Below are 25918 nucleotides of genomic sequence, written 5' to 3'. Positions count from 1 at the left end.
GGCGGAGATATGAACATGAAAGAATTTTGCAGGCAGTATGCTGTGACAAAGGATGTGATCAAAGCCTTCCTTCATGCAGGGTTATTGAAGGGCTTTGAAGATGATCTGGAAAGGGATTGTCTTTGCTGTTTCGCTGTACAGCGACTGGAAACCTGTTTGTGTTTACATGCACTGGGCTTTGATATTCAAACGATAAAAGCATACTGTTCCTTAGCAGAATCAGAAGACGATACCCGGGTGCTGAGAAAGGAAATGTTACAAGAGCGCCGCGATCAGCATCTGAAGAATGCACATCGGATAAAGAAAACGCTGGATTGTCTGGATGCTGTTTTACAGAAGCTGAAATCGGTCACAGGAGGTGGAACATGAGAAGGAAGGATATTGCCGCATTTTTTGGAATCCTCTGTTATACACTCGCTGTGTTTGCCGGTCTTTATGTATACTATACAAAAACTACAATGCTTTATGGAACGATATGTGAAACAGAAAGCAAAGGATACAGGAAGGAAGCAGAACGAAAAAAGCATAGTTTAGAGTTACGTATGCCATGTGATAAGTCTGTGTATAAGGAACAGGCTTCCGCATCAGCGGAGCCGATATAAAAACAGATAGGAACAGAATACAGGCTACCACACATAAGGAAAGGCATAAAGCTCATGCCGTAGAGTAGGAAGCTATATCGTCTATCCAAAATATTTGTAACATAAACAGTTTACCAAACGTGGTAGAAGGAGGCAGTTTTATGAAGAATATCATCGTTATCAGTACGAGCTTAAGAAAAAATGGAAATTCCGAACGTCTTGCGGATGCATTTGTAAAGGGTGCGAAGGAGGCAGGTCATATGGTAGAAAAATGTTCGCTGCAAGGTTGTGCTATGCATTTTTGCACAGGCTGCATGACATGCCAGCACAGCAGGCAGGGGCAGTGTGCAATGCCGGATGATGCGGATATCCTGATACAAAAGATGGCAGCAGCGGATGTTATCGCATTTGCGACACCGGTATATTTCTATGAAATGTGCGGACAGATGAAAACTTTGCTGGATCGGACAAATCCGTTGTTTCCGATTCCTTATAAGTTTAAAGATATCTATCTGTTAACGACCGCCGCTGATTCTGAGCAACATGCAATGGACGGGGTGATCAAGGGTCTGCAGGGCTGGATTGACTGCTTTGAAAAGAGTTCGTTAAAGGCCGTGGTGTATGGTACCTCGATCGATGGTATGGATGCAGTACTTGAACATCCCGAAATCTTAAACGAAGCCTATGAGCTGGGAAAAAAAGCGTGATGGAAATATCACAGGATGAAACAACTAGGAGGTAGTAAGCATGGATACGATAAAACAGGCATATGTAACAGGAGAGAGAGCGTTATTTCATGCATCGGATGTACAGGTGGAGGACAGCACCTTTGCCCAAGGGGAATCCCCGTTAAAAGAAAGCCGCAATATTCGTCTTCACAACAGCATCTTCAAGTGGAAATATCCGCTCTGGTATAGCACCAATATAGAATGCAGTCATACCACACTGATGGAAACTGCACGCTCGGGTATATGAAATTGACTTTATCGATCTAAAGCAGAAGCTGCAGGATCCGCTTACATCACTGATGGTCCTGTGCAATCCGCATAATCCGATTGGCAAATTATGGAGCAGGGAGGAGCTGACACAGATCAATGCACTCTGCAGGAAGCATCATGTGATCGTCATCAGTGATGAGATTCACTGTGAGCTTTGTGAGCCTGGAAAAAAGTATCTTCCCTTTGCCTCGGTAAATACATCATGTCTGCAAAACAGTATTACCTGTCTGTCCGCAAGCAAGGCTTTTAATCTTGCCGGATTACAGGCTGCCTGTGTTGTCATTGCGGATGAGGGGATACGCAATCGGATATGGCGCGGCTTCCATACGGATGAGGTCGCGGAACCAAATGTTTTTGCCTGTGAAGCATCCATTGCCGCATGGATTGAGGGAAAGGACTGGCTGAAGGATTTGAACCATTACATCAGTGCCAACAAAAAAACGGCACAGCACGATCTGAAAACACAGCTCCCTGAGCTGCATGCTGTCGAATCGCAGGCGACGTATCTGCTGTGGATTGACTGCCATGTACTGCATCCCTTTGTGGATCAGTTTTGTGATTATCTGCATAAGGAACACGGTCTTCTTGTTTCCAAAGGCTCTGCCTATGGAAAAAGCGGAGAGGATTTTATAAGAATCAACATAGCCTGTCCCAATGCACTTATGCGCACGGGGCTTAAGCGGCTGTCAAAAGGCTATTGCGCATTTACGAAGCAGTTTTTAGAGTGCCGTTGAGCGTATAGAAACATTTGAAGCAAGAAGTGCTGTATACTAAGGGAATCGGTTGTTTTCATCGGGATAACATCGATTCCCTTTTCTTATGATTCAGCACATAGCTCATGCTGCTGCAGGATCAGAAACTGTCTGATAAAATCATAACATCCTGTGATTTTTAATGATTCTTGAAAGCTTTTCCTGTATTTCATGCCACATTTGCGGTATAATTCACATAACAAACCTATTTTTGTGTAAAGCGGGGACTGTTAAAGAGAGGATGTTTTCTATGCTTCAGATAAAAAATATATACAAACAATATCAGACAGGCAGTTTGATCCAGAAGGCATTGGATGGCGTTAGCCTGAATCTGCGTGATAATGAGTTTGTCGCTATACTGGGACCGAGCGGCTCCGGTAAAACGACGCTTTTGAATATCATCGGAGGACTGGATCGTTATGATCAGGGAGATTTGATCATCAACGGAATTTCAACAAAGAAATACCGTGACAGAGATTGGGATTCGTATCGAAATCATACCATCGGTTTTGTGTTTCAAAGCTATAATCTGATACCGCACCAGACAGTGCTGGCCAATGTTGAGCTTGCATTGACGATTTCCGGTATATCCAAGGCCGAGCGAAGAGAAAAGGCCAGAAAGGCTCTGGAGGAGGTTGGACTTGGCAATCAGGGGCATAAAAAGCCGAATCAGATGTCAGGCGGACAGATGCAGCGTGTTGCCATAGCGCGTGCACTGGTGAATGATCCGGATATCCTGCTGGCGGATGAGCCGACCGGAGCTTTGGACAGTGAAACAAGTGTACAGGTAATGAATCTGCTGAAGGAGGTTGCCAAGGATCGCCTGGTCGTCATGGTAACCCACAATCCGGAGCTGGCACAGGATTATGCGACCCGTATCGTATCGCTGCGGGATGGCAGGATTCGCAGTGATTCCAATCCCTATGCAGTAAGCGAGGAAGGGCTGGAACCGCCCAAGCATGAAACTATGGGGAAGTCCTCCATGTCCTTTCTGACCTCACTGTCGCTGAGCTTTAATAATCTTCGTACCAAAAAGGCGAGAACCATTCTGACCTCCTTTGCCGGTTCGATCGGAATTATCGGAATCGCACTGATCCTTTCCCTTTCCAACGGTGTGAATCAGTATATTCAATCCATTGAGGAAGAAACCCTGTCTGAATATCCGCTGCAAATTCAGAGTACAGGCTTTGATATCACATCCATGATGACAGATGCCCATCCCGGCCAAAAGCAGGGGGATGATGAGGAAGATAAAATTCATGTTTCTCAAATGATTACGAACATGTTTTCAAAAATCGGCTCCAATGATCTGACATCACTGAAGCAGTATCTGGACAGCGGAAAAACCGATATCGAGGAAAATACCAATTCGATTGAATACACCTATACAGTGGCTCCGCAGATTTACAGCACGAAAACGGATACTGTGCGTCAGGTACATCCGGATACCTCCTTTTCCTCACTGGGCTTTGGCTCCTCCAGCAACACCAACAGCATGATGTCCTCCATGATGAGCACGGATGTGTTTTATCAGATGCCGCAGGATACCGGGCTGTATGAGGATCAATACGATATCAAGGCAGGGAGATGGCCGAAGCAGTATAATGAATGTGTACTCGTTCTGACAAAGAATGGCAATATCAATGATTTTATGCTGTACACACTGGGGCTTCGCGACTATAAGGAGCTTGACAAAATGGTGGAGCAGTTCTCCAGAGATGAGAAGGTAAACGTTCCGGATGAGAGCCGCTCCTACAGCTATGAGGAGCTTGTGGGAACCACCTATAAGCTAGTCGATGCCGCTGATTATTATGTATATGATAAAACCTATCATGTGTATAAGGATAAAACAGAAGATAAAAAATATATGAAGCAGTTGGTTCAAAACGGTGAAGATGTAAAAATCGTCGGTGTTGTTCAGCCAAGCAGCTCAGCGACCGCGACGATGCTGAAGGCAGGAATCGGCTATCCGGCCGAGCTGACGATGCATGTGATCGAACAGGCCAAGAACAGTGAAATCGTGAAGAAACAGCTGGCAAAGCCGAATACGGATGTATTTACCGGGAAGTCATTTACAGACAAAAGCAGCAAAGCATTCGATATGAATTCGTTATTCACGGTGGATACACAGATGCTGAAGCAGGCCTTTTCCTTTGATCAGAGTAAGCTGAATATGGATATGTCAAAGCTTGATCTCAGTGGTATCAAGATGGATATGTCCAAGCTGCCGCAGATTGATGTTCAAGATATCCTGTCCAGTCTGGATGTTCAGATTTCACAGGAGCAGCTGCAGTCGCTGGCAACGGCATTGCAGACGGATTTTCAGAAATATATGGTCGAGCATGCACTGCTTGATCCTACCAGGATGAATGAATATTTCCTTGCCTACCTGCAGAGTGATTCTGCACAGGCGCTGATTCAGAAGGAAATGAGCACGCTGCTGCAGCAAAGCGGATTGACCGGGCAGTTTGAAGCACAGCTGCAGAAGCAGATGCAGACGATCATGACACAGTATACATCCACACTCACAGCACAGCTGCAAAAGGAATTGAGCACACAGCTGCAGAGCCAGCTTGGACATCTTGCCAGCAGTATGCAGGATGCAATTCAGATCGACGCAAGCGTATTTTCCAAGGCAATCAAAATGAATATGAATGAAGAAGAGCTTTCCGAGCTGATGATGTCCCTGATGACCACAGAGGTCTCCTCCTATGACGGTAATTTAAAAAATCTGGGATATGCCGATCTGGATAAGCCGGGCGGCATCAGCATCTATCCGAAGAATTTTGAAAGCAAGCAGAAGGTGATCGATGTACTGGATGGCTATAATGCAAATATGGAGAAGGTGGATGAGGACAAGGTGATTTCCTATACCGATTATGTGGGTACACTGATGTCCTCGGTGACGGATATTATCAATGTTATCAGCTATGTACTGATCGCCTTTGTCGCCATCTCACTTGTGGTATCGTCCATCATGATTGGTGTTATCACCTATATCAGTGTACTGGAACGAAAGAAGGAAATCGGTATTCTGCGTGCAATCGGTGCCTCCAAGAAAAATATTTCGCAGGTATTCAATGCGGAGACATTCATCATTGGTCTGCTGGCAGGTCTGCTTGGAATCATAATCACCCTGCTGCTGCTCATACCTGGCAATATGCTCATTCACCATCTGGCAGGAAATGTGGAGGTCAGTGCTGCTTTACCGCTGGCAGGCGGTGTCATATTGATTGTCCTGAGTGTCATTCTGACACTGATTGGCGGTTTGATCCCATCGAAGAAGGCGGCTCAGGAGGATCCGGTTACCGCCCTGCGTACAGAATAAGCTGATTGTTATATAGAATTTCAGAATTTTCAATGAAACAGAAATACAGCTGTGTGTGAGTATACTCCCGCAGCTTTTTTTTATCAGGCTGACGATGTGCATTGTTTTTTAAAAGACTGAAATTCTCATACCATCATATATCTGCTCTCCTGATCACAGCAAATATACATAAAGCATAACCTTTGCGAAGCATTTGTTTTTTTATGTTGGTTTTATAGCTTAAATTATAACCTTTTTGATAAAAAAAGAGCTTTTTTATTGCCTTAAGAAAGCAAAAACGGTTATAATTTTACGGTAATGCTGTATATGATTATCTGTGCAGCTCTTACAGAGAAAGGGGTGGAGGAGGTTATGAAACGATGGTTTTCCCTGATCCTGGCTGGATGTATGCTGATGCAACTAACACTTGGTTCTTCTTCCGGCTATATGAAGGCTGAAACAGAGTCTGAAGGACCTGCAGAAGTGTCAGATGAAGTGCAGGTGCAGAATGTGGAACCGCAACCGGAAGCAGCTGAAGAACAGGAACAGCCGGTACAGAATGCTTCGGAGGAAGAAACGCAGACACAGGATCAAAAAGATGAAAAACCACGAACAACTCCCATAGAACAAAATAGCAATGAGGGCAAAGAGGAGCCTGTTCGAAAACAGATCAACGGCAGTATTACCGTTTCTTTTTTAACAGGAAAAGGATTGTCTGAGCGTCAGAGCTTTCAACTGACGCTGAAGCACGGCAGTGAGGAGGAAACAAGAACTGCTGTTCTGGAGGCTGCGCAGGGAGCTTCCGCTGTATCTGCTGTTTTCGAAAATCTTCCGAAAGGCACCTATACGCTGCAGGTGGCTGCGAAAGGGTATCGAACATATGAGCAGATATTTCAGATGGACGGGTATGATCAAAGCATTCAGCTGTATCTTGGTACAGCACCGCAGCTGTTTGAGGATGTACAGCCGGGATTGCTGGCATATGCGGCATCGAATGTACAAATTAAGGATTTCGTAGATGCGCTGGATCGGGGAAGTGCGGACAGCATTTATGATATCAATCAGGATGGAACGGTGGATCTTGCGGATTTACAGAGGCTCTATGATGAGCGCAGGGAATATAAGCAGCAAACCTCCGCTATAGAACGAAGAGTTCCAAAAAGCGCTGTAGGTGTTTCCATTGAAGCGGGAACGCAACTCGTTTCCGGAAAGCTGGAGGATGTATTGGCTGCGGAATCTGCTGTGACGTTGAAACATGCCGACGGACAGGCGATCAGTACAGACCATCCGTTGCAGCTGACCTTTGATTTTCAGCAGAATGAAAACCCGATCCGCATGGAAGGCTTTACCATTCAGGCACCGCTTGAGAGTGTAAACAAAATTGCGGATGGAATGATTCTTGTTGAAATCGAGGGACAGGATGAGCCGTTGCAGGTGCCAATTGTAAACTACTATCGTTCCCGTCGTGCTGCGTCCTCTCCTTATGTGGAAATGGATGCGAGGGGAAATCTGATTGTGCATCTCGGTGATCAGATTGCAGTGAAAAAGGTGACGATCAAGGTAACCAAAACGACACAGGCGCAGGGTAGTCTGGTCGAGATTTCCAAGGTTGAATTTCTAAATGACATGGAAACACGTATTCCGGAGCCGGAGATGAATATGCCGAAAAATCTGCAGGGAACTGCCGGAGATAAAAAATTCACAGTTTCATGGACTCCGGAGAGAAACGTAACGGGCTATGAGGTGCGAATTGAGGCAGACGGATATCGTGAGGTTGTCAAAACAACGGTACCAAGTGTGACCGTCACACAATTTAAAAAGGACAAGCTGGAAAACAAAAAGGAGTATATGGTTTCTGTACAGTCTGTAAACGGTGATTGGAAAAGCGGGTATTCTGCACCGATAACATTGACGCCACAGACCAGCAGTAAGCCGGCGGCACCGGATGATGTAAAGGCGTCCGGCGGTTACCGCTCCATAAGCTTATCCTGGAAAAACATGAAGGATACAGATAGCTATCATGTATTCTACAAAGAAGAGACCGAAGATTCCTTTACAAAAATCAGCAATATCAAAAAAACAAGTTACACGCTGGAAGGTTTAAAGGATGAAACCACGTATATTCTGTACGTCACGGGTGTTAATGAACTGGGAGAGGGTCCAGGCTCCATGAAGGTTAAGGCATCCACGCTAAGTGTAAAGCGTGCGCAGATGCCTTCCTATAAGCTGATCAATGATTCCAACGGAGAAGGAAAGCTCACACAGCATATCGTCTCTGCAAAGCATGTTGTCGGAAGCATGGTAAACAGCAGTCTGGATACAGATGCCCAAAGTGCCAACGGTCTTGTGGATGACAGCTATGAGTCCTACTATCGTTTAGAGGACTGGGATGACGCGGTCAGCTATCACCAGTGGCAGTGGGGAACTACCGTACAGCTGGATCAGGAGTATACAATGGATCGCTTCACACTGGCTGCACCGATGGATACGGTCGGCTATGGAGCTGCGGCAATCTACTATTGGGACAGTGAACAGAATAAGGAAGTACAGGCATCGAATGTTCGCATACAACAGAAGGATGACGGACAGGGAAGAAAATATTATGTGATCAAGCTGGCAAAGCCGATTAAGACAAGCCGCGTGCGTTTTGGTCTGACTACATCCGGCGGTGTAAGAAACATCATGGTGGCAGAAATCCGTTTCTTCCAATACGATTCTCTGGAATCGGATATTCAGGCATTATTTGCAGATGATCTTCAACTGACACTGGCAAAGGATGTGGACACAGAGCTTCTGAATACACTGCAGCAGCGTCTTGACACCAAGGATCATGGAGAATATCATCCGGATCAAAAAGCACTGCAGGTGGAACTGGATACAGCGAAGCAGCTGTATGCGGAACAGGATACGCTGAACGATACGATTGCAGTACATGCCAATCTTCGCTCAAACAAAGATTCCGGTATCTCTGTAGGTGGTCTGAATGCATGGCAGCCGCTGGGTATCAGTGCTTATGCAGGACAGGAGCTGGTCATTTATGTAGGAAATCCGGGGATGAAAACCGGGCAGAACAGTTCCCTGAGTCTTGTTGCAACACAGCAGCATGCGGAGGCAAGCGGATTTGCCAAGACGGTCGGCAATTTGAAAATCGGCAGAAATGAAATAACGATTCCGCAGATTACTTCTACCGATGTTGAAAAGGGCGGCGCGCTCTATCTTCAATATAACGGAAACAAGGACACGGATCAGTATGCAGTAAGAGTCAGCTCAGGCACAAGGGTTCCAACGCTTGATCTGTATCAGGTAAAGGATAAAGAAGAACGAATGAAAAGAATCCGTACCTACATCGAAGAGCTGCAAGACTTTGTCCCGAATTTGCAGCAGCAGCATGAGAAAGATCATAAAACAGAGGGCAATGAGCAGGTATCCTACGCATACGACGAGAAAACGTGTGTTTTGAATATCACGGATATCATGCTGGATCAGATGATGTATTCCATACCGGCATCTCAGGTTTGGAATGCGGTGAATGACGGCTCTGTAGAGGCAGGCGCTGAAAAGCTGAATGCTTCCCTTAACGCAATGGATGACATGATGACGCTTTTCTATCAGCATAAGGGACTCACTGATAACTTTAAGGAAGGTACTGCACAAAATGTGAAGGACAAGAATCATTTACCTGCACAGCATTTGAATATTCGATACATGAAAATGTTTGACGGCGCCTTTATGTATGCATCCGGCAATCATATCGGTGTGGAATGGGGTTCCACACGCGGACTGGTGAACAGCAAGCCGGTAGAGGTTGATGAAAACGGAAAGAAAATCGGGGTTGGAACATACTTCGGCTGGGGCATTGCTCATGAAATCGGACATAACATCAATCAGGGAAGCTATGCAATTGCTGAAATCACAAACAATTATTTCTCCCTTCTGGCACAGGCAGATGAGACGAATAACGGTGTGCGGTTCAAATATGAGGATGTATACAAAAAAGTAACATCCAATGTAACGGGGCGGAGTGACAATGTATTCACACAGCTTGGAATGTACTGGCAGCTGCATCTGGCATATGATCGCGGATATAATTACAGGACCTATGCGGATTATGATGAAATATTCAAAAATCTGTTCTTTGCGCGCGTAGACAGCTATGCAAGAAATACAGCATTGGCACCTGCTCCCAATGGTATCAAGCTGACACTTGGCAAGGATGCCGAACAGAATATCATGCGTCTGGCGAGTGCTGCGGCAGAAAAGGATTTGAGTGACTTCTTCCAGCGCTGGGGTATGGTGATGGATGCGGATACCAAAGCATATATGCAGCAGTTTGAAAAGGAAGCACGCGCCATCTATTATGTAAATGATGAAGCACGTGCCTATGAAATCGAGCATGGCGCAAGTGAAGGTATCAGCGGCAGGGATGTTGCCACTGCATCTGTTTCAAAGAATGATCGCTCCAGCGTAACACTGACACTGGGCAATACTGCGGATCAGGCAGAAGCGATTCTTGGTTATGAAATTGTAAGAACGACCTATGATCAGGGAAAGCAAAAGGATGAGGTTGTCGGATTTACCATGGACAACAAATTCACAGATCAGCTGGGTCCAGTAAGCAACCGCTCTGTTTCCTATAAGGTGACTGCGATTGATAAATTCCTGAACCGCTCAGCGGCCGTACAGGTTTCTCCAGTCAAGGTAGAGGGTGACGGCAGTCAGGTTAAGGACAGCTGGACCATCACGACGAATATGCTGTCAAAAGATGATGAACAGAAGCCGGCAGAAGGAGAGGATCCATGTGCTCCGCAGCTGAAATCAGCGGCATACCGCATGATTGATGACGGCACGGCAGAAGAAAACACCTATACCGGTGCATCTACAAATGCAGATCCGCAGATTACGATCAATATGGGAAAAACCACGGAAGTGACAGCCCTGCGTTATCACCGCGGTACGGATGAACGTTACGATATGACAGATTACAGGATTGAAATCAGTCAGGATGGCGAAACATTTAAAAAGCTTAAAGAAGGAGCCTTCGACTTTAAGGATGATGTGGCAACTGTCTATTTCCAAAATGCGGACAACGATCCATGGATAGCAACCTATGATGCTGTTTATGTACGTATCACTGCTTTAAACAAGAAAAACAGCACACTGGTCATTCCGGAATTGGATATTCTGGGACCAACGGGTGATAATATCGAATTTTATAATGAGGAAGCGGCAGAGACAGCGTCGATCGGTATTCTGAAAGAAGATGTTATCCTTCAGGAGAAAGATGAAACGCATGAGGAACAGAAGATTGAAAAGGGATCTCTGATTTTTACAGGAACCTATAAGGGAAACCCGGCTTATAATGTCGTTATGCTGTATGATGAAGCAGGAACTATCATCGGCGGAACAGACGCAGAGGGTTCTCTGATTGCCAATCAGGTTATTTTTGCCCCAAATCCACAGAATGCATTGCTTGGTGAGGTTTCCGAGGGTACCTGGGTATACTGGATTGCAGAAAAAGACTTGAACGTTGAGCAGCTGCCTGAAAAAGTCCGTGCAGAGCTGTATCGTGTGGACAATGCCCTGACCAATGAGGGACAGCGGCTGGTCAGCGATACCCTGCTCGTCAAGATTCCGGAGATTTTGCCGGAAATCACATTGACAAAATAATACTGAAAAGCAAGGAAAAGAAAGGAGAAGGCTGATGAAAACATGGCTGCAGCGAGGAGTATCCCTGTTACTGATTTGCCTGCTGGCAGGTCCCATCGCTATTCAGGCGGATACGATTGAAAAAATTATCCTTACCGCGAAGGAGAATCAGGTAGAGACCGTACTCATACCATCCGATACCAAGGATACGATACGTTCCTTACAACTGAGCTTTCAGATCAAGGCGAAGCAGGGGAAGGTACTGAAAGAACATGTACAGTTCAGGTTTCACCGTGATATCAAAAGCGATGTACAGGAATGGCGCTATCAGGAGGATACCGGGAGGCTGACCATTTATCTTTCCGGTGATGAGCATCTGTATGCACAGGATGAATTGCGTCTTGGAATGGTGGAATTGAAGCTTGCCGCTGGAACTAAGGCGGAAGTAAGTGTAATCGAAGACAGTCTGAAAACCGTAAACGATGTATATGCGGTCAATGAGGTATCCGGTATGGATGCAATCGCACCGGTTACGATAGAAAAAGCAGATTCCGGTGATAACAATGTGCCTTCAGAAACTCCGGATACAAATAAACCGCAGGAGAATGACAAGGAAAGTACGCCGGAAGGAAAACCGGACATTCCGAATACGGGTAAACCTGATAATTCTCAGGAGAACACACCTCTTGATGCTTCAAAGGCAGATACATCTGAGAAAGCTCAGAATAAGGGAAGTGTGGACAAAGCGGAAAAGGGTGTCGATACAGGTGATAAAACACAGGCGCAGATATACGCATTAGGCATGCTCGGTGCTCTTGTGGCAGGCAGTATCCTATGGATATTGAGAAAGAAAAAAGAGCTGCAAATCAAGTAAAGAAGGAGAGGGTCAAGGGAATTCAATATGGTTTCCTTGACTCTTTTTTATAGTTTTGTAGCATGTGCTTTCCTTATGGTAAGCAGCAAAGAAGCGATTTGCAGGTTTCTCCATGTGATATGCTGTACAGTCGCTGTCGCAGTAATGATATTTTGTCATGCAGAGGCTATTTAGAAAGACAATACGCCTTTATGAAATAATTTTCAGTATTTATGACATTATTTTCATAAAACTGTGAAAATTTATTGACATCCATGCATTCACCCCGTATAATTTCAATAAGCCTACTAAAACACTAGGTATTTGAAAGAGAGGGAGCAATATGAAAGAGAAAGTATATAAATTTGAAACCCTGCAGCTGCATGCCGGACAGGAGGAGCCAGACAGCGCAACCGATGCAAGAGCAGTACCGATCTATGCGACAACATCCTATGTATTCAAGGATTCCGAGCAGGCAGCACAGCGTTTCGCCTTACGTGAGGGGGGCAATATCTACAGCCGTCTGATGAATCCGACATCGGATGTGTTTGAACAGCGGATGGCCGCGTTGGAGAATGGCGCTGCGGCTTTGGCTACGGCATCCGGGTCTGCGGCAATCGACTATGCGATCCGCAATATCGTGACCTGCGGCGATCATATCGTTTCCTCCTCTACGGTCTATGGAGGGACCTATAATCTGTTTGCCAACACACTGACAGACAGCGGCATCACGACCTCATTTGTGGACGGCAGTGATCCGAAAAACTTCGAAGAAGCCATTCAGGATAACACAAAGGCTGTGTATCTGGAATCCCTTGGAAATCCGAATGCGGATATCATCGATCTGGAGGCTGTATCCGAAATCGCCCATCGTCATGGTATTCCGGTGATTGTTGATAATACATTTGCCACACCGTTTTTATTCCGTCCGCTGGAGCACGGAGCGGATATCGTTGTCCATTCCGCAACCAAGTTCATCGGCGGACATGGAACGGTTATGGGCGGTGTCATTGTGGACGGAGGACGCTTTGACTGGGAACAGAACGATAAATTCCCGGGGCTGTCAAAACCTAATCCTTCCTATCACGGCGTTGTCTTTACGCAAGCCGTGGGGAATATCGCCTATATCATGAAGATCCGGACTACATTGATGCGTGATCAGGGAGCATGTCTGTCCCCGTTTAATTCATTTCTTCTGCTGCAGGGGCTGGAGACATTATCTCTGCGTGTGGAACGCCACGTAGAAAATGCAGGAAAGGTCGTTGACTTTCTGCAGAAGCAGCCGAAGGTCGCTGCGGTGCATCATCCCTCTCTTGCACAGGGGAGAGAGAAAGAACTGTATGAACGCTATTATCCAAAGGGAGGCGCATCCATCTTCACCTTTGAAATAAAGGGGAGTGAGGAACAGGCGAGAACCTTTACGGAATCCCTGTCCGTATTCTCGCTGCTTGCAAATGTGGCGGACGTGAAATCCCTTGTAATTCATCCGGCCTCCACAACCCATTCACAGATGAGTGCACAGGAGCTGGCAGCTGTTAAAATCACACCGCAGACTGTACGGCTTTCCATTGGCACTGAGCATATTGACGATATACTGGAAGACCTGCGGCAGGGATTCGCAGCTATATCAGCTGGCAAATAAAATGACAGATGTGCATTTCTTGTGTATAATAATTCACAGAGAAAGTGAGGACATACGATATGACATGGATGTGCAGTATTTGTGGATACACCTATGACGGTGAGGATTTCACAAAGGAAGCGGATGATTATCTGTGCCCGTTATGCGACAGCGGAAAAGAGAGCTTCCAGCAGCGTGATCTGGCAACGGAAATCACAGCAGCAACCAATCAGTATTTTGCGGTCAAGGAAGAAAAATAAAAATCTGATCTGCATACAAAAAAAGGTGTCATCACTTATGTGTTATCTAAGTGTTTGACACCTTTTTTCTGTTCCTATACAGTCTGCACTCCTAACCAGCTTTTCGATGCGGGAATGCGGAAAGGAACCCAGGCAGAGAAGGGAGCTTTCCAGACGGTCCTCCTCGGTGAAAGTGGGTATGCGGGAAAAATAGGAAATCAGCTCGCAATATGTGTGATAGGTTGTCTGCAGCTGTCCCTTTCCAGCCTGTGTAAGACAGATGCTCTGATAGCTTTTTTTCTCAATCAAACCTTCACTGATCAGCTTTTGTAGCATACGGCTGGCAGCCGGCAGTGAGATGGACAGCTTTCTTGCGATATCCATGCAGTGCAGGCATTCCTGCTCCTGAAACAACTCATACAGGGCGATGTAATAGTGAACGCGGCGATTATAGCTGATATCACTCATACGCTTCATACCCCAATGCTTGAATGGCCTGAAACAGCTCCTCTTTATTGAGCGGATGATTGCTGTATACATCGACAACTTCCTTTTGAAGATTTACAAGGGCAGCCGTATCCTGCATCTGATTAAGTCTGTGTTCAATGCTTGCCGCGCAGCTTTCACAATGCATACCGCGTATATGATACTGCTCATGTATTGCATATTGATCCGTCTGTACGCTGTCTCTGAATACAGGTCCGCCGCCACCGCAGCAGCCGTTTTTTATTCTTTTTCTTGACCGATGGAAGGCAAAGACAATATACAAAACGAGTAGTATGAGTATGATGATGGTTGCCATCATCTCACCCCCTTTTTCGGATAAAGTTTAACACAGCTAACAAAATGTGTCAATGCCATTTCCTGTATGCAATCGCTCTTGCCGTATGCAGAAGGGGATGCGAAAACCTGTTGTATCCATTTTCTGCTTGCCTGCTTGATGAACGCATTCCTTATGATAAGCATACTCTTTTTATAAGCTGCCTGCGCTCACATACTGCGACGATCTCTATCAGAATATGCTAAGAGCAACTTTACAAGGACTCATAAAAGCATTCAAAAACATAGGATAGAAAAAAAGGATGTAAAAAGAGCGATAAGTGGCTTTAGAGGACACATACGATAAGCGAATACAAAATAGAAAGAAGAATCATGCTTTCAGAAAAGAAACGTCGTAAGAAGAAATGCAAAAAAGCTTCAAAAGAGATTGACATACGGAGCCCTGATGAAGTATACTTATTCCATAAGTTAGATTAAGATAATTTAATAGGCAGAGGGATTCCTCTGTTTCTTATTAGAACTATAGTTAGACTAATCTAACATAAAGGAGGAAACATCGTGTCGTTTGTTGAACTGATTGCATACTATGCAGCACCAACATTGGAGGGTATGAAGCCTTCCTGTCTGTTCAGCTGCAGAGATAGTGAAGTTGGAAATGTAGAAGAACTTGTTCTGGCATATAACCGCTGTCTGAATCCAAAACGGATTTATCTTCAGATTATGAAGCATTCACCGGATTTCAAGCTGATCCTCGTATATCACAAGGATCTTCTGGATACGCATCTGTGTCAGGAGGATATACAGCAGTTTCTGTCTGCTTTCGGATACGGCTTTGTGACGACCAGACAGGCGCTTTATCATCTGCAGGAACATATGTGCAAGGAATGCTTTCCTCATGAAATCGGTGTCTTTCTCGGATATCCGCTGGATGATGTTGTGTCGTTTATACAGAACAACGGAAAAAATTATCAGGAAATCGGATACTGGAAGATTTATCACAATCTCTCCCGTGCGAGAAAAACAACGGCACGCTTTCTGCAGAGCATGGAATGTACTCTGGAAAAACTGCAGGAAGGCATTCCTCTGGAACAGCTGATAACAGCTTAGGAAAGGATGGAATCACATGAATATTCTTATCGCATACTGGTCAGGAACCGGAAATACAGAGGCTATGGCAAATGCTGTTGCACAGGGCGTTGAAAAGGCAGGAAAGCATGCTGATGTCGTTCATGTCGCAGATCAGCCGGATGTATCCGCATATGATTACATTATCTTCGGATGTCCTGCCATGGGCGCGGAGGTACTGGAGGAGTCAGAATTTGAACCCTTCTTCATGCAGGCAGAAGGAACTCTGATGAATAAAAAGGTTGCGCTGTTTGGCTCCTACGGATGGGGCAGCGGTGAATGGATGCAGAGCTGGGAGGAACGTGTGGAAGCAGCCGGAGCCAATCTGTTTGAAAACGGACTGATTATAAATTACACACCGGATGCTGACGGCCTGGATGCCTGTGAGTCCTTGGGAGAACGCTTCGCCAATGCATAAAAACGTGTGCAGATCATTCGGTCTGCATTTCGTTTAGAAAGCCTTTGATAAAATCGTTTCTTTACATTTATCTTCGGGCATATTCCTTGACAGTCGAAGACTGAAAGGGCATACAAGGAAAAAACTGGTTGACAGGCATGTTAGCCTGTGCTAATATTTGGATGTGAAAGGTTAGTGTTTGCTAACAAAGGAGGTTGACATATGGTACTGACAGCTGCACCGATTGGAAAAAACTTTCAAATCGCAAAGGTGAATGGTAAGGATGAGGTTCGCAGTCATCTGGCGGCACTTGGTTTTGTAGAGGGTGCTGACGTAAGCGTGGTGAATGAGCTGAGCGGCAATGTCATCATCCATGTAAAGGATACACGGATTGCATTGGATAAGAGCCTGTCCAACCGCATCCATGTGAAATAGGAGGGAAATGAGCATGACATTAAAGGAAGTAAAACCTGGAAACAGTGTCACGATCCGCAGACTAAATTCTACCGGGTCGGTTAAGAAAAAGCTGATGGATATGGGACTTACCAAAAACACGGAAGTGTATATCCGCAAGGTTGCTCCGCTGGGAGATCCAATCGAGCTTACCGTGCGCGGTTATGAGCTGAGTATCCGTAAGGCGGATGCGGCACTGATCGAAGTGGAATAACATGTATTTTTTTGAAGATTGAGTTAGTCTAAGCTAACAGAGGAGGGAGATTATGTACAGAATCGCATTGGCTGGAAATCCAAACTGTGGAAAGACAACGATGTTCAATGCACTGACAGGCAGTAACCAATATGTAGGTAACTGGCCGGGTGTAACCGTAGAGAAAAAAGAAGGGAAGCTGAAGGGTCACAAAGATATCGTGATTACCGACCTTCCGGGTATCTATTCCCTGTCACCGTATTCTCTGGATGAAGTGGTGGCAAGAAACTATCTGGTGGAAGAACAGCCGGATTTGATTATCAATATTATCGACGCAACAAATCTGGAGAGAAATCTGTATCTGACAACACAGCTGCAGGAAACGGGTATTCCGGTTGTTGCGGCACTGAATATGATGGATTTGATGCAGCAGAATAAAACAGAAGTGAACACATGCAAGCTGTCTGATCTGTTAAATATTCCGGTTGTGGAGGTATCCGCATTGAAAAACCGCGGACTGGATGAACTGATTCAGAAAGCAGTCGGTATGCTCAGTAACAAACATACTGCCTTTACCAATATTTACGAAGGACTGCTGAAGGATTGTCTGCTGAAAATTGCTGATCTGAGCGCCGTGCAGGCAAAGGGAGCCAGCAGCTTCTGGTATGCGGTGAAATATCTGGAAAATGATGAGAAAATTATGACATCCGCACCGCTAAACAGTACAGACAGCAGCATCGTAAATGCTTTGCGTAAGGAGCTGGAGGATAGCTATGACGATGATGCCGAAAGCATTATCACCAATGAACGCTATGAATACATCGCTAAGCTGATGAAGCAGACCTATGTGAAAAAGCACAGCGGTATGAATGTATCTGACCGTATTGACCGTTTTGTTACCAACCGCTGGCTCGCATTGCCGATCTTCGCTGTGGTGATGTATCTGGTATACTATGTATCCGTAACGACGGTTGGTACGTATGTGACGGACTGGACAAATGATGTGCTGTTTGGAGATATCATTCCTCCTGCTGTGACTTCCTTTCTGGAAGGCATTGGAACTGCAGGCTGGCTGGTTTCTCTGCTTGTCGATGGTATCATTGCCGGTATCGGGGCAGTTCTCGGCTTTGTTCCGCAGATGCTGGTGCTCTTCCTGTTTCTGGCGATTCTGGAAGACTGCGGCTATATGGCACGTATCGCCTTTATCATGGACCGTATTTTCCGCAAATTCGGATTATCCGGTAAATCCTTTATTCCGATGCTGATCGGAACCGGCTGCGGTGTGCCGGGCATCATGGCAAGCCGTACGATTGAAAGTGAAAAGGATCGCCGTATGACGATCATGACAACGACCTTCATTCCATGCAGCGCCAAGCTTCCTATTATTGCACTGATTGCCGGAGCGCTGTTCCACGGAGCAAGCTGGGTGGCACCGAGCGCATATTTTGTCGGCATTGCTGCCATCATATTATCTGGTATCATGTTGAAGAAAACACGTATGTTTGCAGGTGATCCGTCACCGTTTGTCATGGAGCTTCCTGCCTACCACGTTCCAAAGACTTTGAATGTTCTTCGCAGTATGTGGGAGCGCGGATGGAGTTTTATCAAGAAAGCGGGAAGCATTATTCTGCTGTCTACGATCTTTATCTGGTTTACTTCCAACTTCGGCTTCGTAAACGGAGGCTTCACCATGCTGGAAGAATCGCAGCTAAACGAAAGCTTCCTGGCGAATCTGGGCTCTGCGATTGCACCGCTGTTTGCACCGCTGGGCTGGGGAGACTGGCAGGCATCCGTTGCCGCAATTACCGGTCTGGTCGCAAAGGAAAATGTCGTGGCTACCTTTGGTATCCTGTACGGCTTTGCCGAAGTGGCAGAGGATGGATTAGAAATCTGGGGAACGCTGGCAGCAAGCTTCACGGTTGCAGCAGCATACTCCTTCCTGGTATTCAATCTGCTGTGCGCACCATGCTTTGCCGCAATCGGTGCGATCAAGCGTGAAATGAACAATGCGAAATGGACGATCTTCGCTGTCGCTTATCAGTGTGTATTCGCCTATGTGATTGCCTTTATGATCTTCCAGTTCGCAACCTTCTTTACAACCGGCGTATTCGGGATCGGTCTGATCATCGCTCTGCTTTTCCTGCTGGTTATGCTGTATCTGCTGTTTCGTTCGGAATCTAAAAAACAGGTGCATCTTGAAAAAGTAAAGGTCAATGCCTGACACCAAGAAAGAGAGGATTGATGAAGGATGGCTACCATTATCATTTCATTACTTTTGCTGCTGCTGATCATCCTTGCACTGCGTTCGATTCGCAAAGAGGAATCCTGCAGTGGGGGATGTAGCGGCTGTTCAAAAGGCTGTAAAAGCGGACAAGCTCTGTATGAGGCCTATCAGCAGGGAGAAAAGCAGAAGGTATGATATAGAAATCTTATCGCTGCTGTCTTCGCATTCGCGGCTTTCAATCGTATTGAAAAGGGGAATCCGAGCTGCTGTTGCTGCATATCACAGCATTGGATTTCCCTGTTTTTATAGCATGTCACCGCATGAGAACCGTACCCTGTATGAGTATGCTATCCTTTCCTGCATGCACCGAAAGCCATGCGCCAAAAGGGTATGTGAAAGCAGTGGGACAGTGTGATGGATCCATTGCCCGGGTTGCTCATCATTGGAAAACGGCAATGGTGTACAAGAAGACAGGGCCATCGCATAGGCAGGTGTCAGGATATGCTTTTAGTGTGTGCAGCTTCTCTTGAAAGCTGGGTGCTAAAGCGCGCAGCTTTGATGGCTGTATACAAGAAATAATGAAAAAAAGAATTGACAGTAAGCGATACCAATGATATTATTTACCCGTAAAAAGTGAATACTTCGTGGTGTGTTACTGTTATCAAGAACAGGCATTAACTATTTGAGAAGATGGATTACCGAGTAAAGGCGGAGTCTATCCAATCGAAGAGTGATGCCTGTTTTTTTGCATTGCGAGGGATTCAAAAAAAGAAAGGTAGGAGAAAAAATGGTAGGAATTATTCTTGCAAGTCACGGTGATTTTGCGAAAGGCATTCTGCAATCCGGGGAAATGATTTTCGGAACGCAGCCCAATGTAAAAGCAGTAACACTGCAGCCAAGTGAAGGACCGGATGACATTCGCGCAAAAATGGAAGAAGCAATCACTACATTCGAGAATCCTGAGCAGGTCCTGTTCATGGTAGACCTCTGGGGCGGTACACCGTTCAATCAGACCAGTGGACTGATCAACGGTCATGAAGACACATGGGCTGTCGTTACAGGATTGAATCTGCCGATGCTGATTGAAGCATTTGCATCCAGAATGTCAATGGAATCAGCACAGGAGATTGCCGCACATGTATATGGGGTGGCAAAGGAAGGGGTTCGATTACTTCCGGAGGCATTGGAGCCTGCACAGGAAAAACAGGCAGCTGAGCCGGTGACGCCGCAGGGAGCGATTCCTGAGGGAACCGTAATCGGAGACGGACATATCAAATATGTGCTGGCACGTATTGATTCCCGTCTGCTGCACGGACAGGTAGCCACGGCATGGACAAAAACCGTGAAGCCAACGCGTATCATCGTGGTTTCCGACGGTGTTGCAAAGGATGAGCTGCGAAAAAACCTGATTGAACAGGCGGCTCCTCCGGGTGTGAAGGCCAATGTTGTTCCGGTTGATAAAATGATTCAGGTCGCTAAGGACCCGCGCTTTGGAAATACGAAGGCGATGCTGCTGTTTGAAACACCGCAGGATGCGCTTCGTGCCATTGAAGGCGGCGTGGATGTGAAGGAGCTGAATATCGGTTCCATGGCACATTCCGTCGGAAAGATTGCAGTGAGCAAGGTGCTGTCTCTTGGCAGGGACGACGTTAAAACCTTTGAAAAGCTGAAAGCAAAGGGAATTCAGTTTGATGTGCGCAAGGTACCAAACGATTCCAAAGAAAATATGGACGATATTATAAAGAAAGCCAAAGCAGAGCTGGCTTAAGGAACAGGAGGAAATCATAATGTCAATTATTACAATTTTACTAATCGTTCTTGTTGCTCTTCTGGCTGGCATGGAAGGGGTACTGGATGAATTTCAGTTCCATCAGCCACTGGTAGCATGTACGCTGATCGGTATCGTGAGCGGTCATATGAAGGAAGGTATCATTTTAGGAGGCTCCCTGCAGATGATGGCACTGGGCTGGGCAAACGTAGGAGCAGCGATTGCTCCGGATGCCGCCCTGGCTTCTGTTGCATCGGCAATCATCATGGTATTGGGATTGCAGGGTGGAGCAACCGATGTAAATAACGCAATTTCCACATCCATTGCTGTTGCCGTACCGCTGTCCGTAGCAGGTCTGTTTTTAACAATGATCTGTCGTACCATTGCAATTCCAATGGTTCACTTTATGGATGCCGCTGCTGAAAAGGGAAATATCCGCATGATGGAGGTATGGCAGATGCTTGCTATCCTGCTGCAGGGTGTACGTATCGCGATTCCTGCTGCTGCCCTGTGCGTCGTATCTCCGGGTGTTGTTACCGATGTATTGAATCAGATGCCATCCTGGCTGTCCGGTGGTATGGCAGTCGGTGGAGGAATGGTTGCTGCAGTAGGGTATGCCATGGTTATCAACATGATGGCAACAAAGGAAACCTGGCCGTTCTTCGCTCTGGGCTTTGTGCTAGCTGCACTGAACCAGCTGACGCTGATCGCACTGGGCGTAATCGGTGTTGTCATTGCACTGATTTATCTGGGACTGAAGGAGCACGGTGGTTCCAATAACGGCGGAGGAAGCAGTAATACCGGTGATCCGCTTGGCGATATATTGAATGATTATTGATCTTGAAGGAGGAAGAAAACATGGAGAAAATTACATTATCGAAAAAAGATCGTTTGTCAGTTGCATGGCGTCATCAGTTCCTTCAGGGTTCCTGGAATTATGAACGTATGCAGAATGGCGGCTGGTGTTATTCCATCATCCCTGCCATTAAAAAGCTGTATCCGAATAAGGATGACCAGATTGCCGCATTGAAGCGTCATATGGAATTCTATAATACACATCCTTATGTGTCTGCACCGGTTATGGGTGTTACGCTGGCACTTGAAGAGGAGCGTGCCAACGGGGTGTCTGTGGATGATGCGGCAATACAGGGTGTCAAGGTCGGTATGATGGGACCGCTGGCAGGTGTCGGAGATCCGGTATTCTGGTTTACCCTGCGTCCGATTCTGGGAGCGCTTGGTGCATCCCTGGCATTGTCCGGAAACATCATCGGACCACTGCTGTTCTTTGTGGCATGGAATGTGATCCGCTGGGCCTTTATCTGGTATACACAGGAGTTCGGCTACAAGGTGGGAACCTCTATTGTAAAGGATCTTTCCGGTGGTCTGCTTGGTAAAATAACAAGCGGGGCATCCATTCTGGGTATGTTTATCATCGGATCTCTTGTACAGCGCTGGGTAAGCATTTCCTTTACACCTGTTGTATCTACGGTTACACAGTCAAAGGGAGCGTTCATTGACTGGGATAACCTGTCCAGCGGCATTGACGGTGTACGTGAGGCTATTACGCAGTACGATGCACTGGGAAGCACCGGCTTAAATGTGGAAAAGGTGACAACCCTGCAGCAGAATCTGGATCAGCTGATTCCGGGACTGGCAGCATTGCTGCTGACGCTGCTGTGCTGCTGGCTGTTAAAGAAAAAGGTATCACCGATCATCATTATCATAGCTTTATTCATCGTAGGTATTCTGGCACGTCTTGGCGGCGTGATGTAGGAGCCGTTTAAAAAGGTTGCATAGCTTCGCGGCAGAGGAGGAAATCAGATATGGTACAGTCAAGAAACACAACGGTGGATTATACAGTCAAGGGTATTTCCTATATGGGATTATCAGCGTATGGGAAGATCATGGTAGGGGATCGGGCCTTCGAGTTTTATAATGATCGCAATGTTAAGGATTATATTCAGATTCCCTGGGACGAGGTGGATACCATCGTTGCTTCTGTATTGTTCAAAGGCAGAAAGATTTCACGCTTTGCAGTCATGACAAAAAGCAGCGGTACATTCTCCTTCTCCTCCCGCGACAACAAAGCCCTGCTGCGTGCGGTCGCAAACTATGTAGACAAAGAGCGGATGGTGCGTTCCCTGAGCTTCCTTGATGTCATCAAACGAAGTATCAGACGCATCGTTCACAGAAAAAAAGAGGATCAGGCATCCTGCTGATACAGCGTGCTTACAAAAAGGGTTTCAACAGAAATGTTGACTCCCTTTTTCAGCATATGGGTACATGTGAATAGTAAAGAAATACAGGCGGAATATGGAGATCGAATGTTGTTTTTTCCTTTACAATATCTTCCAAACTTGGTACCATATTATATATGGTTTGGTTGTAAGGAGAAAGGAGTGTATGAATTCGCTGTACGGGCGACTCATACAGAAGATATATGAAAGATCGTATGCTCAATGTTCTGCAGCGGGTGGGAAGAAGCTTTATGCTGCCGATTGCCATACTTCCGGTTGCGGGTCTGCTGCTGGGAATCGGGGAGTCACTCAGCAATCCCAATATGATCGCTGCCTATGGATTGCAATGGCTTTTGGGTGAAGGAACATTCTTCTATATGATATTCAAGGTGATGAGCAATGCCGGCAATATCGTATTTACGAATCTGCCCCTGATATTTGCTATGGGGGTGGCACTGGGGATGGCGAAGAAGGAAAAGGAGGTCGCAGTTCTTGCATCCGCGATCAGCTTTTTCATCATGCATACCTCCATCGCTACGATGCTGGAGCTTACGGATATGGCGGGATCGCTTCCGGAAGGCTCTGTAACTTCAGTGACCGGCATCACCTCTTTACAGATGGGGATGTTTGGCGGAGTCCTTGTAGGGCTTGGTACGGCTGCACTACACAATCGTTTTTACAAAATTCAGCTTCCGCGCATTCTGAGTTTCTTTGGAGGAACACGCTTTGTGCCCATCATCTGTTCCATCGTCTATCTGCTGGTCGGCATTCTGATGTTCTATATCTGGCCGGTTTTACAGGAGGGGATTTATATGCTTGGGGATATCGTGCAACGCTCCGGGTATTACGGAACCTTTCTTTACGGGGTGATCGAGCGCGCACTGATTCCCTTCGGGCTTCATCATGTCTTTTATCTTCCGTTCTGGCAGACGGCAGTTGGCGGTACGATGGAAATTGCGGGAGTCAGTGTGCAGGGAGCACAGAATATCTTCTTTGCTCAGCTTGCGGATCCCAATACCGTACGCTTCAGCGTAGAGGCAACGCGCTTCATGTCCGGTAAATTTCCACTGATGATGTTCGGTCTTCCCGGAGCTGCCCTTGCCATGTATCACTGTGCTTTGCCCAAAAAACAGAAAATTGCCGGAGGACTGCTGATTTCCGCTGCGCTTACGAGTATGCTGACCGGTATCACCGAGCCACTGGAATATACCTTTCTGTTTGCGGCCCCGCTGCTTTATGTCATACACTGTGTACTGGCAGGCTGTGCATTTATGCTCATGCATATGCTGCAGGTCGGTGTTGGCTTAACCTTTTCCGGAGGATTGATCGATCTGTTTTTGTTTGGCATTCTTCAGGGAAATGCAAAAACCAACTGGATTATGATCGTCGTTGTCGGCGTTTTCTATTTTATCATCTACTATGTGCTGTTCACCTTTCTGATCAAAAGGTTCGATTTCAAGACACTGGGAAGAGAAAGCGAATCACAGGAAATAAAAGTCAGCGAGAGGCTTGCGGTGGTGGAGAAAACGGATGAAGGACAGCAAATAGAGAAAAAAGATAGCGATGCAGATGCCCTGTCCTCTTTGATCTGTGCAGGACTTGGAGGAAAGGACAATATCATAAGTCTGGACTGCTGTGCGACAAGACTTCATGTGGCGATGAAGGATCCAATGCAGATGGATGATATATTGCTGCAGGCAAGCGGAGCTGCCGGTATCTATAAGAAAAGTCGCGGTCTGCAGATTATTTACGGTCCCCGTGTGACGATTATAAAATCGGATTTGGAGGATTATCTGTTACGTCAGGCAGGTAAGGAATAGGTGTATAAGGAAACGGGTTTTAGGAAAGGGGGACATTTATGTATACCGTTGTAAAAACATTAAACAACAACAGTGTACTGGTACAGGATGCATCCGGTGTATCCATGATATTCCTGGGGAAGGGGATCGGCTTCGGAAAGAAAAACGGGGATTCCATCACCCTGGGTGCGGGCGTGGAGCTGTATCGGTTCACGGAAACAAATGATCATGGGGATGCCATGGAAATCATACAGGAGGTCAATCCAATCTTCATTGAGGTCGCAGGCAGAATTTTGCAGCTTGCGCAGGCCAGATTTCATGAGGTTGATAAAAACATATTGCTGCCGCTGGCGGATCATATCGCTTTTTCCATTGAGCGGATGAAGGCAAATATGGATATTTCCAATCCCTTCGCCAGTGAAATCGCTTTGCTTTACCGGGAGGAATATGAGGTCGCCTTGCAGGGAAAGGCAATTATCGAGGAAATGTGCGGCTATACGATCAATGAAGGAGAAATCGGCTATATCACGCTGCACGTGCATTCCGCAAGAGGGGAAGACAAGGTTTCAGAGGCGATGCAGACAGCGGTTATCATACGCGACAGTATCGAAGAGGTGGAGCGGGACTATGGGATTTCAATCGATACCAATTCCATGTCCTATACCCGTTTGATGAATCATATGAAGTTTCTGATGCTGCGGCTGCAATCGGATGAGGAGCTGCAGATGGATGTCGGCGATTATGTATCGAAGCAGTTTCCCTATGCCTACAAAACGGCGCAGAAAATCTGTGAGGAGCTGCGCAAGGTCTATCATAAGGATATTCCGGAAACAGAAATCGGATATCTTGCCCTGCATATCGAGCGGGTTCGTACCAGTGAAATGAAAAAGCTGAAGGAACGCATTGCTGGATAGCATACATATATGAGCGTATGTTTACATTTGC

At 46.3% G+C, this 25918-nt stretch carries 24 protein-coding genes; 22 read left to right on the top strand and 2 right to left on the bottom strand.

Features of this window, described 5'->3' with window-relative positions:
• Nucleotides 1-9: 9 nt before the first annotated feature.
• The 10 genes from ACG3M1_RS14155 to ACG3M1_RS14110 all read left to right on the top strand — a co-directional run bounded on the left by ACG3M1_RS14155 (nt 10) and on the right by ACG3M1_RS14110 (nt 14018).
• Entirely contained in the window at nt 10-369 is a 360-nt protein-coding gene (locus ACG3M1_RS14155; protein ID WP_008817533.1) for a hypothetical protein, read from the top strand.
• Nucleotides 366-602: a hypothetical protein gene (locus ACG3M1_RS14150; protein ID WP_009270991.1), complete on the top strand. Its 237-nt coding sequence runs from the start codon at nt 366-368 to the stop codon at nt 600-602. The genes ACG3M1_RS14155 and ACG3M1_RS14150 overlap by 4 nt, the downstream gene beginning before the upstream one ends.
• Nucleotides 603-742: 140 nt before the next feature.
• Entirely contained in the window at nt 743-1288 is a 546-nt protein-coding gene (locus tag ACG3M1_RS14145; protein ID WP_009270990.1) for a flavodoxin family protein, read from the top strand.
• Nucleotides 1289-1328: 40 nt separating this feature from the next.
• Nucleotides 1329-1556 (top strand): DUF3737 family protein, encoded by a 228-nt coding sequence (locus ACG3M1_RS14140; protein ID WP_009270989.1) that lies wholly within the window; start codon nt 1329-1331, stop codon nt 1554-1556.
• Nucleotides 1557-1608: 52 nt separating this feature from the next.
• Nucleotides 1609-2313, top strand: a complete 705-nt coding sequence (locus ACG3M1_RS14135; protein ID WP_008817529.1) for an aminotransferase class I/II-fold pyridoxal phosphate-dependent enzyme — start codon at nt 1609-1611, stop codon at nt 2311-2313.
• A 268-nt stretch (nt 2314-2581) separates the two neighbouring features.
• The gene (locus tag ACG3M1_RS14130; RefSeq protein ID WP_009270988.1) at nt 2582-5659 is read left to right on the top strand and encodes an ABC transporter ATP-binding protein/permease; all 3078 of its coding nucleotides are present in this window, start codon (nt 2582-2584) and stop codon (nt 5657-5659) included.
• Between the two features lie 351 nt (nt 5660-6010).
• Nucleotides 6011-11305 (top strand): fibronectin type III domain-containing protein, encoded by a 5295-nt coding sequence (locus ACG3M1_RS14125; protein WP_009270987.1) that lies wholly within the window; start codon nt 6011-6013, stop codon nt 11303-11305.
• A 34-nt stretch (nt 11306-11339) separates the two neighbouring features.
• Nucleotides 11340-12158, top strand: a complete 819-nt coding sequence (locus ACG3M1_RS14120; RefSeq protein WP_008817523.1) for an LPXTG cell wall anchor domain-containing protein — start codon at nt 11340-11342, stop codon at nt 12156-12158.
• A gap of 322 nt (nt 12159-12480) precedes the next feature.
• Nucleotides 12481-13779, top strand: a complete 1299-nt coding sequence (locus ACG3M1_RS14115; protein WP_008817522.1) for an O-acetylhomoserine aminocarboxypropyltransferase/cysteine synthase family protein — start codon at nt 12481-12483, stop codon at nt 13777-13779.
• Nucleotides 13780-13838: 59 nt separating this feature from the next.
• A complete protein-coding gene (locus tag ACG3M1_RS14110; RefSeq protein ID WP_002610519.1) occupies nt 13839-14018 on the top strand; it encodes a rubredoxin-like domain-containing protein in 180 nt (59 codons plus the stop codon).
• Nucleotides 14019-14060: 42 nt separating this feature from the next.
• Here ACG3M1_RS14110 and ACG3M1_RS14105 read toward each other — a convergent pair whose 3' ends face one another.
• Together ACG3M1_RS14105 and ACG3M1_RS14100 are read right to left on the bottom strand one after the other, a co-directional pair.
• Entirely contained in the window at nt 14061-14465 is a 405-nt protein-coding gene (locus tag ACG3M1_RS14105) for a MarR family transcriptional regulator (protein WP_021420851.1), read from the bottom strand.
• A complete protein-coding gene (locus tag ACG3M1_RS14100; protein WP_009270985.1) occupies nt 14458-14799 on the bottom strand; it encodes a FeoB-associated Cys-rich membrane protein in 342 nt (113 codons plus the stop codon). The genes ACG3M1_RS14105 and ACG3M1_RS14100 overlap by 8 nt, the downstream gene beginning before the upstream one ends.
• Before the next feature lie 536 nt (nt 14800-15335).
• On the opposite strand from ACG3M1_RS14100, the gene ACG3M1_RS14095 reads away from it, so the two are divergent.
• The 12 genes from ACG3M1_RS14095 to ACG3M1_RS14040 all read left to right on the top strand — a co-directional run bounded on the left by ACG3M1_RS14095 (nt 15336) and on the right by ACG3M1_RS14040 (nt 25887).
• The gene (locus tag ACG3M1_RS14095; RefSeq protein WP_008817519.1) at nt 15336-15884 is read left to right on the top strand and encodes a DUF3793 family protein; all 549 of its coding nucleotides are present in this window, start codon (nt 15336-15338) and stop codon (nt 15882-15884) included.
• Nucleotides 15885-15900: 16 nt separating this feature from the next.
• Complete coding sequence (locus ACG3M1_RS14090) at nt 15901-16320, top strand: flavodoxin (RefSeq protein ID WP_002610526.1); 420 nt, start codon at nt 15901-15903, stop codon at nt 16318-16320.
• A 201-nt stretch (nt 16321-16521) separates the two neighbouring features.
• Nucleotides 16522-16734, top strand: coding sequence for a FeoA family protein (locus ACG3M1_RS14085; RefSeq protein ID WP_002610528.1), 213 nt, complete (start codon nt 16522-16524; stop codon nt 16732-16734).
• Between the two features lie 13 nt (nt 16735-16747).
• The gene (locus ACG3M1_RS14080; protein WP_008817518.1) at nt 16748-16966 is read left to right on the top strand and encodes a FeoA family protein; all 219 of its coding nucleotides are present in this window, start codon (nt 16748-16750) and stop codon (nt 16964-16966) included.
• A 52-nt stretch (nt 16967-17018) separates the two neighbouring features.
• Complete coding sequence (gene feoB / locus ACG3M1_RS14075; RefSeq protein WP_009270984.1) at nt 17019-19166, top strand: ferrous iron transport protein B; 2148 nt, start codon at nt 17019-17021, stop codon at nt 19164-19166.
• Between the two features lie 27 nt (nt 19167-19193).
• Entirely contained in the window at nt 19194-19364 is a 171-nt protein-coding gene (locus ACG3M1_RS14070; protein ID WP_009270983.1) for a FeoB-associated Cys-rich membrane protein, read from the top strand.
• 592 nt (nt 19365-19956) lie between these two features.
• Nucleotides 19957-20937 (top strand): mannose/fructose/sorbose PTS transporter subunit IIA, encoded by a 981-nt coding sequence (locus ACG3M1_RS14065; protein ID WP_065531660.1) that lies wholly within the window; start codon nt 19957-19959, stop codon nt 20935-20937.
• A gap of 19 nt (nt 20938-20956) precedes the next feature.
• A complete protein-coding gene (locus tag ACG3M1_RS14060; protein ID WP_002610537.1) occupies nt 20957-21775 on the top strand; it encodes a PTS mannose/fructose/sorbose transporter subunit IIC in 819 nt (272 codons plus the stop codon).
• Between the two features lie 20 nt (nt 21776-21795).
• Nucleotides 21796-22710 carry a PTS system mannose/fructose/sorbose family transporter subunit IID gene (locus tag ACG3M1_RS14055; RefSeq protein ID WP_002610539.1) on the top strand — a complete coding sequence of 305 codons (915 nt, stop codon included), beginning with the start codon at nt 21796-21798 and terminating at the stop codon, nt 22708-22710.
• A gap of 50 nt (nt 22711-22760) precedes the next feature.
• The gene (locus ACG3M1_RS14050) at nt 22761-23156 is read left to right on the top strand and encodes a DUF956 family protein (protein WP_008817514.1); all 396 of its coding nucleotides are present in this window, start codon (nt 22761-22763) and stop codon (nt 23154-23156) included.
• Between the two features lie 221 nt (nt 23157-23377).
• On the top strand, nt 23378-24994 hold the full coding sequence (locus tag ACG3M1_RS14045; protein ID WP_008817513.1) for a PTS transporter subunit EIIC: 1617 nt from the start codon (nt 23378-23380) through the stop codon (nt 24992-24994).
• Between the two features lie 38 nt (nt 24995-25032).
• Nucleotides 25033-25887, top strand: a complete 855-nt coding sequence (locus ACG3M1_RS14040; protein WP_008817512.1) for a PRD domain-containing protein — start codon at nt 25033-25035, stop codon at nt 25885-25887.
• Nucleotides 25888-25918: the final 31 nt, after the last annotated feature.

This window comes from Clostridium sp. 10cd*, from assembly GCF_044336395.1.
Lineage (GTDB): Bacteria > Bacillota_I > Bacilli_A > Erysipelotrichales > Erysipelotrichaceae > Clostridium_AQ > Clostridium_AQ innocuum.
This window is presented reverse-complemented; position numbering and strand designations above follow the sequence as displayed.

Coding starts and splice junctions, on each gene's coding strand:
- ACG3M1_RS14135 (WP_008817529.1), top strand. CDS start 1,609: ATGGTCCTGTGCAATCCGCATAATCCGATTGGCAAATTATGGAGCAGG.
- ACG3M1_RS14050 (WP_008817514.1), top strand. CDS start 22,761: ATGGTACAGTCAAGAAACACAACGGTGGATTATACAGTCAAGGGTATT.
- ACG3M1_RS14055 (WP_002610539.1), top strand. CDS start 21,796: ATGGAGAAAATTACATTATCGAAAAAAGATCGTTTGTCAGTTGCATGG.
- ACG3M1_RS14060 (WP_002610537.1), top strand. CDS start 20,957: ATGTCAATTATTACAATTTTACTAATCGTTCTTGTTGCTCTTCTGGCT.
- feoB (WP_009270984.1), top strand. CDS start 17,019: ATGTACAGAATCGCATTGGCTGGAAATCCAAACTGTGGAAAGACAACG.
- ACG3M1_RS14105 (WP_021420851.1), bottom strand. CDS start 14,465: ATGAGTGATATCAGCTATAATCGCCGCGTTCACTATTACATCGCCCTG.
- ACG3M1_RS14130 (WP_009270988.1), top strand. CDS start 2,582: ATGCTTCAGATAAAAAATATATACAAACAATATCAGACAGGCAGTTTG.
- ACG3M1_RS14115 (WP_008817522.1), top strand. CDS start 12,481: ATGAAAGAGAAAGTATATAAATTTGAAACCCTGCAGCTGCATGCCGGA.
- ACG3M1_RS14065 (WP_065531660.1), top strand. CDS start 19,957: ATGGTAGGAATTATTCTTGCAAGTCACGGTGATTTTGCGAAAGGCATT.
- ACG3M1_RS14080 (WP_008817518.1), top strand. CDS start 16,748: ATGACATTAAAGGAAGTAAAACCTGGAAACAGTGTCACGATCCGCAGA.
- ACG3M1_RS14125 (WP_009270987.1), top strand. CDS start 6,011: ATGAAACGATGGTTTTCCCTGATCCTGGCTGGATGTATGCTGATGCAA.
- ACG3M1_RS14145 (WP_009270990.1), top strand. CDS start 743: ATGAAGAATATCATCGTTATCAGTACGAGCTTAAGAAAAAATGGAAAT.
- ACG3M1_RS14120 (WP_008817523.1), top strand. CDS start 11,340: ATGAAAACATGGCTGCAGCGAGGAGTATCCCTGTTACTGATTTGCCTG.
- ACG3M1_RS14100 (WP_009270985.1), bottom strand. CDS start 14,799: ATGGCAACCATCATCATACTCATACTACTCGTTTTGTATATTGTCTTT.
- ACG3M1_RS14110 (WP_002610519.1), top strand. CDS start 13,839: ATGACATGGATGTGCAGTATTTGTGGATACACCTATGACGGTGAGGAT.
- ACG3M1_RS14140 (WP_009270989.1), top strand. CDS start 1,329: ATGGATACGATAAAACAGGCATATGTAACAGGAGAGAGAGCGTTATTT.
- ACG3M1_RS14040 (WP_008817512.1), top strand. CDS start 25,033: ATGTATACCGTTGTAAAAACATTAAACAACAACAGTGTACTGGTACAG.
- ACG3M1_RS14085 (WP_002610528.1), top strand. CDS start 16,522: ATGGTACTGACAGCTGCACCGATTGGAAAAAACTTTCAAATCGCAAAG.
- ACG3M1_RS14090 (WP_002610526.1), top strand. CDS start 15,901: ATGAATATTCTTATCGCATACTGGTCAGGAACCGGAAATACAGAGGCT.
- ACG3M1_RS14155 (WP_008817533.1), top strand. CDS start 10: ATGAACATGAAAGAATTTTGCAGGCAGTATGCTGTGACAAAGGATGTG.
- ACG3M1_RS14045 (WP_008817513.1), top strand. CDS start 23,378: ATGAAAGATCGTATGCTCAATGTTCTGCAGCGGGTGGGAAGAAGCTTT.
- ACG3M1_RS14150 (WP_009270991.1), top strand. CDS start 366: ATGAGAAGGAAGGATATTGCCGCATTTTTTGGAATCCTCTGTTATACA.
- ACG3M1_RS14070 (WP_009270983.1), top strand. CDS start 19,194: ATGGCTACCATTATCATTTCATTACTTTTGCTGCTGCTGATCATCCTT.